The 15,265-nt window shown below is 26.1% G+C and carries 14 protein-coding genes; 10 read left to right on the top strand and 4 right to left on the bottom strand.

The window, feature by feature from the left end:
• Positions 1–6: 6 nt before the first annotated feature.
• The 3 genes from eno to AAQM_RS11940 form a co-directional block, all read right to left on the bottom strand.
• A complete protein-coding gene (gene eno / locus AAQM_RS11950) occupies positions 7–1,284 on the bottom strand; it encodes a phosphopyruvate hydratase (RefSeq protein ID WP_129095154.1) in 1,278 nt (425 codons plus the stop codon).
• 124 nt (positions 1,285–1,408) lie between these two features.
• Complete coding sequence (gene recA, locus AAQM_RS11945; protein WP_129095153.1) at positions 1,409–2,458, bottom strand: recombinase RecA; 1,050 nt, start codon at positions 2,456–2,458, stop codon at positions 1,409–1,411.
• 96 nt (positions 2,459–2,554) lie between these two features.
• The gene (locus AAQM_RS11940) at positions 2,555–2,764 is read right to left on the bottom strand and encodes a hypothetical protein (protein WP_129095152.1); all 210 of its coding nucleotides are present in this window, start codon (positions 2,762–2,764) and stop codon (positions 2,555–2,557) included.
• 295 nt (positions 2,765–3,059) lie between these two features.
• Between AAQM_RS11940 and rfbB the strand changes: the two genes are divergently transcribed.
• From rfbB to AAQM_RS11905, 7 genes are read left to right on the top strand one after another with little or no spacing between them, the layout of a single operon-like run.
• Positions 3,060–4,100, top strand: coding sequence for a dTDP-glucose 4,6-dehydratase (gene rfbB / locus AAQM_RS11935; protein WP_129096258.1), 1,041 nt, complete (start codon positions 3,060–3,062; stop codon positions 4,098–4,100).
• Positions 4,097–5,170: a DegT/DnrJ/EryC1/StrS family aminotransferase gene (locus AAQM_RS11930; protein WP_129096205.1), complete on the top strand. Its 1,074-nt coding sequence runs from the start codon at positions 4,097–4,099 to the stop codon at positions 5,168–5,170. Before rfbB ends, AAQM_RS11930 begins: the two co-directional genes overlap by 4 nt.
• Positions 5,167–6,351 (top strand): ATP-grasp domain-containing protein, encoded by a 1,185-nt coding sequence (locus AAQM_RS11925; RefSeq protein WP_129096204.1) that lies wholly within the window; start codon positions 5,167–5,169, stop codon positions 6,349–6,351. The genes AAQM_RS11930 and AAQM_RS11925 overlap by 4 nt, the downstream gene beginning before the upstream one ends.
• Positions 6,338–7,474: a Gfo/Idh/MocA family protein gene (locus AAQM_RS11920; protein ID WP_164967083.1), complete on the top strand. Its 1,137-nt coding sequence runs from the start codon at positions 6,338–6,340 to the stop codon at positions 7,472–7,474. Before AAQM_RS11925 ends, AAQM_RS11920 begins: the two co-directional genes overlap by 14 nt.
• 11 nt (positions 7,475–7,485) lie before the next feature.
• Positions 7,486–8,223 (top strand): class I SAM-dependent methyltransferase, encoded by a 738-nt coding sequence (locus tag AAQM_RS11915; RefSeq protein ID WP_129096202.1) that lies wholly within the window; start codon positions 7,486–7,488, stop codon positions 8,221–8,223.
• Entirely contained in the window at positions 8,216–9,142 is a 927-nt protein-coding gene (locus AAQM_RS11910) for a fatty acid desaturase (RefSeq protein WP_164967082.1), read from the top strand. Before AAQM_RS11915 ends, AAQM_RS11910 begins: the two co-directional genes overlap by 8 nt.
• 14 nt (positions 9,143–9,156) lie before the next feature.
• Positions 9,157–10,224, top strand: a complete 1,068-nt coding sequence (locus AAQM_RS11905; RefSeq protein WP_129096200.1) for an FkbM family methyltransferase — start codon at positions 9,157–9,159, stop codon at positions 10,222–10,224.
• Between the two features lies 1 nt (position 10,225).
• Here the strand turns inward: AAQM_RS11905 and AAQM_RS11900 are convergent, their stop codons facing one another.
• Complete coding sequence (locus AAQM_RS11900) at positions 10,226–12,328, bottom strand: glycosyltransferase (RefSeq protein ID WP_129096199.1); 2,103 nt, start codon at positions 12,326–12,328, stop codon at positions 10,226–10,228.
• Between the two features lie 108 nt (positions 12,329–12,436).
• On the opposite strand from AAQM_RS11900, the gene pseB reads away from it, so the two are divergent.
• The 3 genes from pseB to pseF are packed head-to-tail and all read left to right on the top strand — an operon-like array spanning position 12,437 to position 15,264.
• A complete protein-coding gene (gene pseB / locus AAQM_RS11895) occupies positions 12,437–13,429 on the top strand; it encodes a UDP-N-acetylglucosamine 4,6-dehydratase (inverting) (RefSeq protein ID WP_129096198.1) in 993 nt (330 codons plus the stop codon).
• On the top strand, positions 13,430–14,557 hold the full coding sequence (gene pseC, locus AAQM_RS11890) for a UDP-4-amino-4,6-dideoxy-N-acetyl-beta-L-altrosamine transaminase (protein WP_129096197.1): 1,128 nt from the start codon (positions 13,430–13,432) through the stop codon (positions 14,555–14,557). It begins immediately after the preceding gene.
• Positions 14,554–15,264 (top strand): pseudaminic acid cytidylyltransferase, encoded by a 711-nt coding sequence (gene pseF, locus AAQM_RS11885; protein ID WP_129096196.1) that lies wholly within the window; start codon positions 14,554–14,556, stop codon positions 15,262–15,264. Before pseC ends, pseF begins: the two co-directional genes overlap by 4 nt.
• Position 15,265: the final 1 nt, after the last annotated feature.

Raw genomic sequence — 15,265 nt, 5'->3', positions numbered from 1 at the left:
ATTTAATTATTTTTTAGAAAAAGGTTGTTTCCCTAAATATTCAGCATAACCAATTTCTGCACCAATTTCAAGAAGTCTATTGTATTTAGCAATTCTATCACTTCTTGCTGTACTTCCTGTTTTAATTTGCCCACAATTTAATGCAACAGCAAAATCTGCAATAAATGCATCTTCACTTTCACCACTTCTATGAGACATTACACAATTATAGTTGTTTCTTTGAGCAAGTCTGATTGTTTGCATTGTTTCACTAACTGATCCAATTTGATTTGGTTTAATTAAGATTGAATTTGCAATTCCTTTTTTGATTCCTTCAGCTAAAATTGAAGCATTAGTTACAAATAAATCATCTCCAACTAATTGTACTTTTGAACCTAACTTATCAGTTAAAATTTTCCATCCATCCCAATCATCTTCACTCAATCCATCTTCAATAGAAACAATTGGATATTTTGAACATAAATCAGCATAATATTCAACAAGTTCTGCTGAAGTTAATTCTCTATTTTCAGAATGTAATACATATAAACCTTTTTCATTAATCAATTCAGAAGCTGCAACATCAAGTGCGATTGCAATTTGCTCACCAGCTTTATAACCAGCTTTTTCAATAGCTGTCATAATAACTTGGATTGGTTCTTCATTTGATTTTAAATTTGGAGCAAATCCACCTTCATCACCAACTGCTGTACTTTCACCCATAGAATCAATAACTTTTTTCAAGTGTTGATAAATTTCAGCAACTGCTCTTAATCCATCATTAAAGTTTTCAAATCCTGTTGGCATAATCATATACTCTTGGAAATCAACAGAATTATTTGCATGCTCTCCACCATTAATGATATTAAACATAGGAACAGGCATAGTCATAGCATTTGCCCCACCTAAATATCTATATAATGGAATTTGTAAAGAATTAGCCGCAGCTCTTGCAGTTGCCATAGATACACCTAAAACTGCATTTGCACCAAGATTTGAGTAGTTATGAGTACCATCAATATCTTTCATAGTTGCATCAATTTCAGCTTGATTAAATGGACTTAATCCAATTAATTCATTTGCAATTACAGTGTTTACATTTTCAACAGCTTTTAAAACACCTTTTCCTAAAAATCTATTATCACCATCTCTTAACTCTAGTGCTTCTCTTTTCCCTGTACTTGCACCACTTGGTACTATTGCACTTCCCTTAGTTCCATCACTTAATATCACTGTAGCTCTTACAGTTGGGTTACCTCTTGAATCTAATACTTCATCAGCGTAAACATTATCAATAAATACCACGTAGGTCTCCTATTTTCATAATTTGAGATATTATAGCTAAAAAAAATTTGTGATTTGCTTTTGTGATTTTTTGAGAGAAATTTTTTAATTTGTAATCAAAGGAACTACTTCCTTTGATTATATTTTAGTCATCTAAGTCTGCCATATCATCCATATCTTCAGAACTACTTGCAATAATAGAATCATTTACACCCATAGATTCAAGAATTTTATTTTCTATTTCTTTGGCTATTTCTGGATTATCTTTTAGGAATACTTTTGAGTTTTCTCTTCCTTGACCAATTTTTGAATCCCCATAAGAGAACCAAGCTCCTGCTTTATCAATAATATCAAGTTTTACACCATAATCTATAAGTTCTCCTATTTTAGAGATTCCTTCTCCAAACATAATATCAAATTCAGCTTGTTTAAATGGTGCTGCTACTTTATTTTTTACAACTTTTACTTTTACTCTATTACCTATAGAATTTTCACCTTGTTTTAGTGTTGCAATTCTTCTAATATCAAGTCTAACTGATGAGTAAAATTTAAGTGCATTTCCACCTGTTGTTGTTTCTGGACTTCCGTATCCTGTCATTCCAATTTTCATTCTTATTTGGTTAATAAAGATTACTGTACAATTCATTTTATTTAATAAACCAGTAATTTTTCTAAGAGCTTTAGACATAAGTCTTGCTTGAACACCAACTTGTTGATCGTCCATATCTCCATCAATTTCAACTTTAGGAGTTAGTGCTGCAACTGAATCTACGACAACTAAATCAACTGCACCACTTCTAATAACTGTTTCTAAAATTTCAAGAGCTTGCTCTCCAAAATCTGGTTGTGAAACCAATAGATTATCAGTATCAACACCAATATCTTTAGCATATTTTACATCAAGAGCATGTTCTGCATCTATGAATGCACAAACTCCACCAGCTTTTTGGCATTCTGCAATTGCATGAAGTGTAAGAGTTGTTTTCCCTGAACTTTCAGGTCCATAGATTTCAATAACTCTTCCCTTTGGAAGTCCACCAACTCCTAGAGCTAAATCAAGTCCTAAAGAGCCTGTACTAACAGTTTCAGTAGGAACTACTACTTTATCTCCTAGTCTAATAAGTGTACCTTTTCCAAAAGTTTTATCAATTTGTTTGATAGCTAATTCAAGTGATTTTTTTTGATTCTCATCCATAATATTTCCTATGTTGATTTGTTTTGTTATATTTTATGTTGGGATTTTAGCAGATTTTTTTTGAAGCCTTAATTTTTATTACAAATTGTAATGTTTTTATTTTAAAATATCCTCGAAGGCTGTTTTTTCAATCTTCTCTACATTTTCAATAGTTTTAATATGTGCATTAACTCTTTTTTTCATAGTATGAGATTTGATATGTTTTGCTAAAATTTTTGTATACTTCTTATAATTTCTAGAATCTTTTTCAAAAGTAGCAAGTTTTTTTTGTATTTTTATTATGTCTTCTGGGATTGTGTTTTGCATATAAAAACCTTTTAATTTATTAACAGATTATTACATATAATTTATTAAAAATATAAAAATATTAGAAAATAAAGAATTTAGGATAAGAATTTTAGCGAAAAGATTTTTATGCTTAGGTATTAATATTTTGTTATAGTTTTATAAAAGTTAAATAATTCGTATAAATTAAAAAAGATAATAAAATAGTATGTTTAGAAGAAATTGCATATAATGACAGCTAAATAAAGAGAAGAGAAAATAACTTTCCAAAAATAGTATAGACAAATATTTGTATATTTTAGTCAAGGAAAATAAAATGTTCAATAATAAAAATAAGACAATACTACTAACAGGAACAGCAGGATTTATAGGTTCAAACTTTGTGCCATACTTTCTAGAAAAATACCCAAATTATAACTTAGTAAATCTAGACCTTTTAACTTATGCAGGTGATTTGGAAAATCTAAAAGAGTGTGAACTAAATCCTAACTATAAATTTATAAAAGGTGATATCTGTAATAGAGAATTAGTTGAATTTATATTTAGTGAATATGATATAAAAGGTGTTATTCACTTTGCAGCAGAATCACATGTAGATAACTCTATTAAAAATCCAGGTGTGTTTGTACAAACAAATGTAAATGGAACATATACCCTTGTAGATGTAGCAAAAAAATATTGGATGGAAAAACCATTTACTTATAAAATAGAATATCAAGACTGTAGATTTCATCATATATCTACAGATGAAGTATATGGAACATTAAGCCTAGACCCAAATGAACTATTTACAGAAAAAACTCCATACGCTCCAAACTCTCCATACTCAGCTAGTAAAGCTTCAAGTGATATGATAATAAGAGCATATGTAGAAACATTTGGATTAAACGCAGTTATAACAAACTGCTCAAATAACTATGGACCAAAACAACATGATGAAAAACTAATTCCAACAATTATAAGAAATGCATTAAATAATAATCCTATTCCAATCTATGGTGATGGGAAAAATATAAGAGATTGGTTGTATGTATTAGATCACTGTAAAGGAATAGACCTTGTTTACCATAAAGGTAAAAAAGGAGAAACTTATAACATCGGTGGAAGAAATGAAAGAACAAATCTTCAAATAGTTGATAGAATTTGTACTATATTAGACCAACAAGTTCCACAACCTAATTTTTCATATAAAAGTCTTATTACTTTCGTAGAAGATAGAGCCGGACATGATAGAAGATATGCAATAGATGCGAGTAAACTAGAAAATGAACTAGGTTGGAAAGCAGATGAGAACTTTGATAGTGGAATAATTAAGACTATTGAGTGGTATTTAAATAAATATGGGATTTGTAAATGATAAATATAACAAAAACATATCTTCCGGATAAAGAAAAATACAAAAAATATATAGATGAGATTTATGAAAATTGTTGGGTTACAAACAATGGTACACTTGTGCAGAAACTTGAAAAAAGACTTGCTGAATATCTTGGAGTTAAAAATATAGTTTTAGTTTCAAATGGTACAGTTGCTCTTGAAATAGCTTATCGAACTCTTGGATTAAAAGGATTTGTAATTACAACACCTTTTAGTTTTGTTGCTACTACAAGTTCTCTTGTAACTAATCAATTATTACCTATATTTGCAGATATAGAAAAAAATACATTTAATATAAATCCAAAAAAAATAGAGAAACTTATCACTTTAAATACTTCAGCGATTCTTTCTGTACATGTATTTGGAAATGCTTGTAACGTTGAAAAAATAAATAAAATAGCTAGTAAATATAATTTAAAAGTTATTTATGATGCTGCTCATGCTTTTGATGTAAAATATAAAGAACAAAGTATATTAAATTATGGAGATATTTCAACTCTTAGTTTTCATGCGACAAAACTTTTTCATACTATAGAAGGAGGAGCATTGATTATTAATGATGATGAACTTGTTCAAAAGGCAAGATATCTTATAAATTTTGGTATTAAAAATGAAGAAGAAATTCCTCATCTTGGTACAAATGCTAAAATGAATGAATTTGAAGCTGCAATGGGATTATGTGTTTTAGATGATATTGAAAAGATAAAAAATAAACGAAAATCTTTGATAGAAAACTATAAAAAAGAATTAAAAGGATTAGTTCAATTTCAGGAACAGAATAATAATGCAACGGAAAATTATAGTTATTTTCCAATATTATTTAAAAGTGAAAAAGAGCTTTTAAAGATACAAAAAGCTTTAAATTCTGAACAAATATTTCCAAGAAGATATTTTTATCCATCACTAGATACTTTAGAATATATAGAGCCTAAACAAGAGTGTAAAATATCAAGAGATATCTCTAAAAGAATACTTTGTCTACCTGTTTTTGTAGAATTATCTTTAAAAGAGCAAGAAAAAATAATTGATATAATAAAGGATAATTTATGAAAAAAGTACTTTTATGCGATGCAAATTTTTGTGTTTTACCAATTCTTAAATCTATTATGTCTAAAAATTACAATCTAAGTGTAGTAGGTTCATTAGTTGATGATCCTGCACATCAAATTGCACATAATTCATTTTTAATAGATTATTCACAAGTTGAAATTTTATATAAACATATTCAAAAAGAAAAATATAATTTTATAGTTCCTGGTTGTAACGATAGATCATATCTTTCTTTGTCAGAAATAGCAGAAAAACTAAATTATGTAGGTTTTGATAAATATGAAACAGCTTTAACTATTCATCATAAAGATAAATTTCGAATTTTTGCTCAAAATCATTTCTATCCTGTTCCTAAATCAGTTTACAATATTGAAAAGATTGGTTTATTAAAATTTCCTATTATGATAAAACCTATTGATTCTTTTAGTGGAAAAGGTATTTATAAAGTAGATAATATATCTGATGTTAAAAAATACTGGAATGAAGCAAGAAAATATTCAAAAAATGATAATGTAATTGCTGAGGAATTTATAGAAGGAAAACTTTATAGTCACTCTGCATTTATTAAGAATAAAAAAATAATAGTAGATTTTTTTGTAAATGAGTATTGTACTGTATATCCATATCAAGTTAATAGTTCAAATATTACTACAGAACTTTGTGAAACAATTCAAAATAAATTAAGAGTCTGGACAGAACAATTTGCTAATGATTTGAATTTAGTAGATGGATTAATACACACTCAATTTATATCAGATAACAAAATGTTCTTTCTAATAGAAATAGCAAGAAGATGTCCTGGCGATTTATATAGTCAACTTATTGAGAAAAGTACAGGTATAGATTATGCCGAACTTTATATGACACCTTTTCTTGGAAAAGAACTTCCTGATAAGATAGAAAAAAAAGAAAATAAATTTATTTCAAGACACACAGTAAGTGTAGAAAAAGAGTGTATTTTTATAAGTTCAGGAGTAAATCTTGAAAATAAAAATATTCAAAATGTACAATTGAAATATAGTGGACAAAAAATGAAACCAGCACCATTTGATAAATCAGGGATATATTTTATTGAACATGATAGTGCCAAAGAGATGGAAGAAAAAACAGAAAAGTTAAAAGATTACATCGTAATGGAAACTTTAGATATTTTACCAAAGGATAATGATGCAAAAGTATAAAAAAACTTTGAAATTAGCTTTTATTGGGGGTAGTATTAATTCAGCAATAGGTTATACTCATTATATTGCTTCTCAAATGGATCATTTATTTGTAGTAAGTGCAGGATGCTTTAGTAAAAATAATGAAATAAATAAAAAAACTGCTTTAACTTGGGGTATAGATGAAAAGCATCTTTATTCTAATTGGAAAGAACTTTTAGAAAAAGAAATTAATGAAATTGATGCATTAGTAATCTTGACACCTACTCCAAATCATTATGAAATGATAATGAAAGCTTTAGATTTTGGTTATTCAATTATTTCAGAAAAAGCTCTTGCTTCTACACATGAAGAGGGTTTGGAAATTAGTAAAAAAGTAGAAGAAAAGAAAGCTTTTTTTGCAGTTACACATAATTATACAGGTTATCCTATGCTTCGTGAATTACAAAATATGATTCAGGATAATAAGCTAGGTAAAATCACAAATATAAATATAGAAATGCCACAAGAAAGTTTTGCAAGATTAATAAATGGTGAAAAACCAAAGCCTCAAAATTGGAGGTTAGATGATGGTAAAATACCTGGCATTTCACTTGATTTAGGAGCTCATTTACAACATATTGTTTATTTTTTAACAAATGAGAATCCTTTTGAACTTGTGGCAGATGAAACTAGTTTTGGATGGTTCCCTCAAGTAGTAGATAATATTTCTTGTATTGCTAGATTTAAAAGTGGTATGAGATGCCAAATGTGGTATGGAAAATCTGCTATTGGACATAGAAATGGATTAAGAGTAAGAGTCTATGGTACAAAAGCAAGCGCTGAATGGTTTCAAATGAATCCTGAAGAGTTTTTATTCCACACTATAGATGGCGATAGAATTATTATTGATAGGGTTTCTTCAAATGTAAAAGTATCAAATCAGTATAGATATAATCGATTCAAAGCAGGTCATCCAGCTGGATTTGTTGAAGCATTTGGGAATTTATATTTTGATATAGCAGAAAAATTGACTCAATATAAATTAGATGGTAATCATAAAATTGATTGGTCATATGACGTGGAACAAGCAACAATTGGATTAGAAGTATTTGAAGCGATTAAGACTTCTTCAAAAGAAAATAGATGGGTTAAATTAATTTAAAAGGAAAAATAATGAGTAAAATAATAAAAATAAGACCAAAAAAGGTGTTTATTGAGATTGAAAATAGATTCCCTAAAGAAAATGTAAATTTTATAGTTAATATACCAACTTCACAAATAGGTGGATTAACATTATTAGAGAGTTCAATATTAGTTTCTTTCATAAAATTAATTAATCCAAAATATTTATTTGAATTTGGTACATATATGGGAGCAACTTCTGTATTACTTGCTTCAAATACTCATAAATCTTCAAAAATTTATACTCTAGATATAGATCCTAAAGAATTTGAGAAAAACGAATCTTCTGTTGATATGACAAAAATATTAATTGATGATAAAGAAAATGATAATTTCCTTCGAAATACTTTTGTTTCAGATGGAGCTAAATATATTAAGAATAGTAGTAAAAAAATTCAGAATAAAATAAAAACAATTCTGCAAAATAGTCTAGATTTAGACCCCAAAAAGAAAAAATTTTTAGGAAAATTTGATTTTATATTTATTGATGGTGGACATGAATATCATATTGTAAAAAAAGATACAGAAAATGCATTAATGATGTTAAAAGAAAATGGTATCATTTTTTGGCATGATTATAATTCAAATATTCATGATGATGTAACAAAATTTCTTGATGAATATTCAAAAAATAACAAAATTTATCATGTTGAAAATACTATGATTGCATTTATGTTGGTTGGAAGTTATGATAATTTAGTAAATGAGAAAGGTATCAATAATGAATAAAATCCAATGGATTAAACCAGAACTTGATAATTTTGATAAATTTAAATTAAAAAGTGATATAAAAGGTAGTTTTCATATTATATTTTATTTTACTTTATTGGGTTCAACAGGTTATTTAACTCATTATTTCTTTTTAAATAATAGTTATTATTTAGCTTTTGTTCTATTAATAATTCATGGAACATTTTTTTCCTTTTTAGGCTGGTCTGGAATAGGTCATGAATTAGTACATAGAACAGTATTTAAAACTACATGGCTTAATGAGTTTTTTTTAAAATTATTTTCATTTTTAACTTGGAATAATTATATTTATTTTGAAGAAAGTCATAAAAGACATCATTTATATACACTTCATGATAATTTGGATAGAGAAGTAATATTACCTCTTTCTCCAGAGTATAATCAATGGATATATCTATTTACATTTAACATTCCCTTTTTTTTAAGAAATTTAAAATCTATAGTGTATAACAGTTTTGGAAAGATTTCTGGAGTTTGGGGAAATGAATTATTTCCAAAAGAAGATTTAAACAAAAGACAAAAATTATTTAATTTTGCAAGAATAATACTTTTTGGGCATATTTTTTTAGCTCTGATTTTTATTTTTACTAAAAATTATGAATGCTTATTAATAATTACATTCGCTCCATTTATTGGGAATTGGCTAAATAGAATGATGGCAATTTCTCAGCATATAAATATGCAAAAGAATATTAATGATTTTCGAAAGAATTCGACATCAATAAGATTAAATTGGTTTTTATCTATGCTTTATAGTAATATGAATTATCACATAGAACATCATTTATACCCTAATGTTCCATTTTATAATTTACCAATATTAAGTAAAGAAATAAATCATTTCTTGCCTACACCTATAGTAGGCTTTTCTGATTTAATGAAACACATCTTTAAATAATAAAAGGCTTAAATATGATATTGGATGAATTATTAATTGATATAAAACAGAAATCTTTAGTTGAAGAAACTTTAAATTCTAATAATATTTATATTTATGGTACAAATAATATTTCAAAAAAATTATCACAAATGATAAAAATTAAAGGATTTATAAATGATTTCACAAATGAAAAAAGTTATTTAAATTTACCAATTTTAAATAGTCAAGATTTAGATAAAAAAATATATATAATAAGTTGTTCTTTATCTATGTATCCTTTGAGTGCTATTCGAAATCTTAATAAATCAGGGTTTTATAATATTGTAACTGTTTTAGATGTTTTAAAATATTCTACTTTAAAATTTGAAGATACATTTATAACTGATGCTAAAATAGATTTAGAAATAAATTTTTCTAACTATGAAAAAATTTATAATCGTATTAATGAAGTTGAATCTCAAAATATTTTTAGAAACATTTTGAATTTTAGAAAAAATTTTGATTTGAAATATATGAGAAATTATAAAGTTGATAATAAAAGACAATATTTTGAAGAATTTCTAAATTTAAAAGATGGAGAAGTTTTTATTGATGCTGGGGGATTTGATGGGCAAACTAGTATAGAGTTTATTAAGCATTCTCCAAATTATAAATCTATTTATATATTTGAACCAGATAATGAAAATTTAGAAATAGCAAAAAAAAATTTACATAATTATAAAAATGTAAATTTTATTTCAAAAGGTTTATCTAATCATAAGGATACTTTAAAATTTGATATGGGTTCAGGAAGTGCAAGTAAAATATCTGAAATAGGGGCTATAACTATAGAAGTTGATACTCTAGATAATCTTGTGAAAGAAAAAATTACATTTATAAAGATGGATATAGAAGGAGCAGAAGGATTAGCGATAGAAGGAATGAAAAATCATATATTAAATGATTATCCTAAAATGGCAATAAGTGTTTATCATAAAGCAGATGATTTTTGGAAAATTACTGAACAAATTCTGAACATTAGAAATGATTATGATATTTATATGAGACACTATACAGAAGGTACAGATGAAACAATTATGTTTTTTATACCTAAAAAATAATTTATTTAAAATAAGGATTTATTTTAATATTATTTAAAAATTTATCTACTTCTTCATTTATATCTAACAAATCTTTGAATATTTTTTTTGCAAGCTCACATTGATTCAGATAATAAATTTCATCTAATACATTTTTTGTTATCCTTTCTTTCATTTCTTTATAGTTATTTACACTAAATAACCCTTTACTTCCATTATGTATATCTCCATAATTAAGTGTTATAATTGGTTTTGAATGCATCAAAAAATATAAGCCAGAACCTCCACCCACTCTTCCTGGATTTACAAATAAATCAAAAAGTTTCATCACATCATATAAATGTTCCTGATATTCTAAAAGAGTCGAGTTCTTTCTTAACTTAGGAAATTCTTTACAGTATTTTTCATAGTTGTCAAAAGTACCAATAAAAACTACATAAGTATTATATTCTAGTGTTTCATTTAACATAGAGATAAACTCTTCTGTAATTTCTTGAGTCAATCTATTTCCTACAACACCCAAAATAAATTTATCTTCAGGTAAATCAAAATCTTTCCTTGTATAAGATACTTTTGATATTATCTCACCTCTTGGATGTGATATTATTATTGAAGTTGGATCAATATTTATTTTTTTAAGTAAATCAAAATCTTTTTTTGTAAGTTCAGACCTATGTATGTGGATTTGAGATTCACTGATTGCAAGATTAGAAGTTGTTGGAAAAGATACGGTTGTGACTAAGTTTGAGCATAAATCAGCTGTTAAGTTACCTGAACCAATGTTGAGTATAAAATAAGGTTTATATTCTTGTACTATTGATAAAATATTTAAAATCTCATTTTCATCAGGCATATCTATATTAGATTGATAAAAAGGAATTTCAATATCTCTATAAGATATCTGGTTTATATTTGAATAAGAATCTATTTTGTTAGCAAAAGTATTTTCATAAAAAGGAATTTCTGCTTTTTTTGTTAAAAGTTCAGAAGTGTTTATTATGAGTATCTCTTTGTTGAAATCCTTCTTAAGATGATAAGCCCTTTCTAATAAAAGTTTTGTTGGAGCATGGAGTTCTCCTAAAAATTGCCCAGTAAATAGAAAAATTAAATTTTCATTTCTTTCTTCTTTACAGATAAATTTAAAATTCGAAAAAAGGTTTTTATAGTTATTGTATATATTCTTATATAAATCCCACAAATATTCTTGATTTATTTTATTTTCTAATGGTTTTATAAAATCCAAACGTAAATATTGCCAAAATAAAAAATATTTTGTATTAGATGCTAATGATTGATCGTTTGTAATATCATCAATCAATGAATTAAACATATCAGATGAAAAGAAATTTAAATTTACTAAAAAAGAATTTAAATAGTTTTTGATAGTGTCATTAGTTATATTATTTATTAAAAATTTGAAATGAATAATAAATTTTTTTTGTTCTAATTCATTTAATCTATTTAAAATATTTTTTATTTTACTTAATGATGAGGTTAAATTATTATTGGGATTATCAATTGATTCTAAAATATATTTTGCATGTTTAAATAAATGATTATCTAAATTAGAGAAAACACTATTTAAAGTGATATTTTTATCGTATGATGAATCATCTAATTTTATTATTTTATAATTAAAATTTATAAATTCTGTTATTAAAAATTTATTCTCAAAATGAAAAATTTTTTGAATTTTCTCAATATTTTTTTCATTTTTGTTAATTTCATTTAAATTTTTAATTTGTTTAAAATCTATATTTATAGTAGTTGTTGGCTTTTTATCAAAATAATAAATAGGTTTAGTTATTTTTTCAGTATCATTTATATTTGTTTTTATGAAAATATCAAATTCATGATTAACGCTCAAATTAATTTCATTTGGTACAAAAATAAAATTTTCAAATATTTGGTTGTATAGTCTAAAAATAATAGTTAAATAGTTAATATCATCACTTGCAAAATAAATATAATCTGAAGTTTTCTTTTCATCCATAAATAACTTGAATAATGATGTTATTTCTACATCTTTAATAGAAAATATCTTTAATTTAAAATCTTCTGATAAACTAAAATTGTTTTTAAATTGAGGATCTTTTTCGCTAGAAAAAAAAAGGATAATTTTCATATAAGTGCCTAATTTATTTTCGGGTAATATAGCACTTTTTATCTTTAATTATAGAATTACTTAAATTCTGTTAATATATTCTCAAGTTAATAAAAAAGGTTAAATTAAATGTTTAGCAATAAAAATATTTTAATCACTGGTGGAACAGGAAGTTTTGGGAAAAAATATACGAAAATTCTTCTTGAAAATTATAAACCAAATAAAATTATCATCTATTCAAGGGATGAACTTAAACAGTATGAAATGTCACAAGAATTTGATGATAAATGTATGAGATATTTTATTGGTGATGTAAGAGATGTGGATAGATTAAAAAAAGCTATGAAAGATGTTGATTTTGTTATTCATGCTGCAGCACTTAAACATGTACCAATAGCAGAATATAATCCAATGGAGTGCATAAAGACGAATATTTATGGTGCTCAAAATGTAATAGATGCAGCTTTAGAAAATGGTGTTTCAAAAATTATTGCACTTTCAACGGACAAAGCTGCAAATCCTGTAAATCTTTATGGAGCTACTAAACTTGCATCTGATAAGCTTTTTGTTGCTGCAAATAATCTTGTTGGAACACAAGATACTCAATTTTCTGTTGTTAGATATGGAAATGTTATAGGTAGTCGTGGTTCAGTAGTTCCATATTTTCAAAAGCTTATCAATGAAGGAAATAAATTTCTACCAATAACAGATGAAAAAATGACTAGGTTTATGATTACACTTGAAGATGGTGTTAATTTTGTACTTAAAAATTTTGAAAGAATGCAAGGTGGAGAAATATTTGTTCCTAAAATTCCATCAATGAAAATAGTAGATTTGGCAAGTGCAATGGCTCCAGATTTAGAACAAAAAATAATAGGAATTAGACCTGGAGAAAAACTTCATGAGATAATGTGCCCAGCTGATGATAGTCATTTGACTTTTGAATTTGATGATCATTTTGTTATCGCACCAACTATCACGTTTACAAACAAACGAGATTATGACCACAATATTCTTGGTGAAATAGGAGGAAAAGTTTCACAAGGGTTTGAATATAATTCTGGAAATAATAAAGAATGGCTAGATAAAGAAGAACTAATTAAATTAATAAAAGAGATTTAAATGAGTTTTATACCTTATGGAAAACAAACTATTAGTGATGATGATATAAATAGTTTAATAGACGTTTTAAAATCTGATTTTTTGACAACAGGACCAAAAGTAAAAGAGTTTGAAGAAAAAATTGCATCTTATTGTGGTGCAAAATATTGTGTGGCTGTTTCAAATGGAACAGCTGCTTTACACTTGGCTTCACTTGTTTTATTAAATGAAAACGATAAAGTTCTTACTACTCCAAACTCTTTTTTAGCTACTTCAAATTCGGTTTTATATGCAAATGCAAAGCCAATTTTTATAGATATTAAAGAAGATGGAAATATAGATTTAGATTTGTGTGAAGATGAACTTAAGAAAGATTCTTCAATAAAAGCAATTTATGTTGTTCATTTTTCTGGGAATCCTGTAAATCAAACAAAACTAAAATATTTGAAAGAAAAATATAATATCAAAATATTAGAAGACTGCGCTCATAGTATTGGTGCAAGTTTTGAAGGTATAAAAGCAGGAAGCTGTAAGTATAGTGATATATCAATATTTTCTTTTCACCCTGTAAAACAAATAACAACAGGTGAAGGTGGTGCAATTACTACAAATTCAAAAGAGATTTATGAAAAACTTATTCTTTTAAGAGGACATGGTATGAGTCCAAGAGCTGATATTGCTCCTTGGCATTATGATATGACAGAATTAGGATTTAATTATAGATTGACAGATATCTCTTGTGCATTGGGTTTATCTCAATTAAAAAAACTTGATAGCTTTTTATATCTTAGACGTTCTATTGCAAAAAGATATGATGATTTTTTTTCAAAAACAGATTTTATAACTCCTCTTTATGAATTTACAAATAACAGTTCTTATCATTTATATGTAATAAAAATAGATTTTGAAAAATTTAATTTAAATAAAAAAGAGTTTGTTTTAAAAATGAGAGAGAAAAATATTGGTTTACAGTATCATTATATACCAATAAATAAACAACCATATTATAAAAAGTTAGGTTATGGAAATGAATTAACTCCTGTTATGGATAAATATTATGAACAAGCAATAAGTTTGCCTATTTATCCAAATTTTTCACAAGATGAACAAAACTATGTTTATCAATCAATTATAGAGATTTTGAAATGAAGAAGGCAGTTGCAGTTATTCCAGCAAGAGGTGGAAGTAAAAGAATTCCTAGAAAAAATATAAAAAATTTTCATGGAAAACCACTTATTACGTATAGTATTGAAGCTGCAATCAAATCAAATCTTTTTGATAAAGTTGTTGTTTCAACTGATGATGAAGAAATAGCACAAATTTCAAAAAAATATGGAGCAATTGTACCTTTTTTTCGTCCAAAAGAATTAAGTGATGATTTTACAGGAACAGGTGCAGTTGTAAACCATGCTATAAATTTTTTGAAAGAACAAGGTGAAAGTTATGATTTTGTTTGTACTATTTATGCAACTGCTCCATTTTTAGATGAAAAATATTTGATTGAAAGCTTTGAAAAACTTAAGAATTCAACTGCAAAAAATGCTTTTTCTTGTACATCAATGCCATTTCCAATTCAAAGAACTTTTAAGATAACAAAAAATGAAAGATGTGAGATGTTTTGGCCAGAAAACTTTATGAAACGTAGCCAAGATTTAGAAGAAGCTTATCAAGATGCAGGACAATTTTACTGGACAAATTTAAATATAAAATCAAATGAGATTATATTTGGAAAAGATAGTATCCCTATAGTTCTTCCAAGATATTTGGTTCAAGATATTGATACAATTGAAGATTGGATAAGAGCTGAATATATGTATGAAGCTATTAAAAACTCAAAAAATATAAAGAAAATTTAAT

The sequence above is a fragment of the Arcobacter aquimarinus genome (assembly GCF_013177635.1).
GTDB lineage: Bacteria > Campylobacterota > Campylobacteria > Campylobacterales > Arcobacteraceae > Aliarcobacter > Aliarcobacter aquimarinus.
Note: the sequence above shows the minus strand (reverse complement) of the source record. Positions and strands in the feature narration are given on the sequence as shown.

Bases quoted from the DNA above. Each gene is read 5' to 3' on its own strand.
- AAQM_RS11920 (WP_164967083.1), top strand. From the start codon at position 6,338: ATGCAAAAGTATAAAAAAACTTTGAAATTAGCTTTTATTGGGGGTAGT.
- AAQM_RS11915 (WP_129096202.1), top strand. From the start codon at position 7,486: ATGAGTAAAATAATAAAAATAAGACCAAAAAAGGTGTTTATTGAGATT.
- AAQM_RS11940 (WP_129095152.1), bottom strand. From the start codon at position 2,764: ATGCAAAACACAATCCCAGAAGACATAATAAAAATACAAAAAAAACTT.
- rfbB (WP_129096258.1), top strand. From the start codon at position 3,060: ATGTTCAATAATAAAAATAAGACAATACTACTAACAGGAACAGCAGGA.
- pseC (WP_129096197.1), top strand. From the start codon at position 13,430: ATGAGTTTTATACCTTATGGAAAACAAACTATTAGTGATGATGATATA.
- pseF (WP_129096196.1), top strand. From the start codon at position 14,554: ATGAAGAAGGCAGTTGCAGTTATTCCAGCAAGAGGTGGAAGTAAAAGA.
- AAQM_RS11900 (WP_129096199.1), bottom strand. From the start codon at position 12,328: ATGAAAATTATCCTTTTTTTTTCTAGCGAAAAAGATCCTCAATTTAAA.
- AAQM_RS11925 (WP_129096204.1), top strand. From the start codon at position 5,167: ATGAAAAAAGTACTTTTATGCGATGCAAATTTTTGTGTTTTACCAATT.
- recA (WP_129095153.1), bottom strand. From the start codon at position 2,458: ATGGATGAGAATCAAAAAAAATCACTTGAATTAGCTATCAAACAAATT.
- pseB (WP_129096198.1), top strand. From the start codon at position 12,437: ATGTTTAGCAATAAAAATATTTTAATCACTGGTGGAACAGGAAGTTTT.
- AAQM_RS11905 (WP_129096200.1), top strand. From the start codon at position 9,157: ATGATATTGGATGAATTATTAATTGATATAAAACAGAAATCTTTAGTT.
- AAQM_RS11930 (WP_129096205.1), top strand. From the start codon at position 4,097: ATGATAAATATAACAAAAACATATCTTCCGGATAAAGAAAAATACAAA.
- AAQM_RS11910 (WP_164967082.1), top strand. From the start codon at position 8,216: ATGAATAAAATCCAATGGATTAAACCAGAACTTGATAATTTTGATAAA.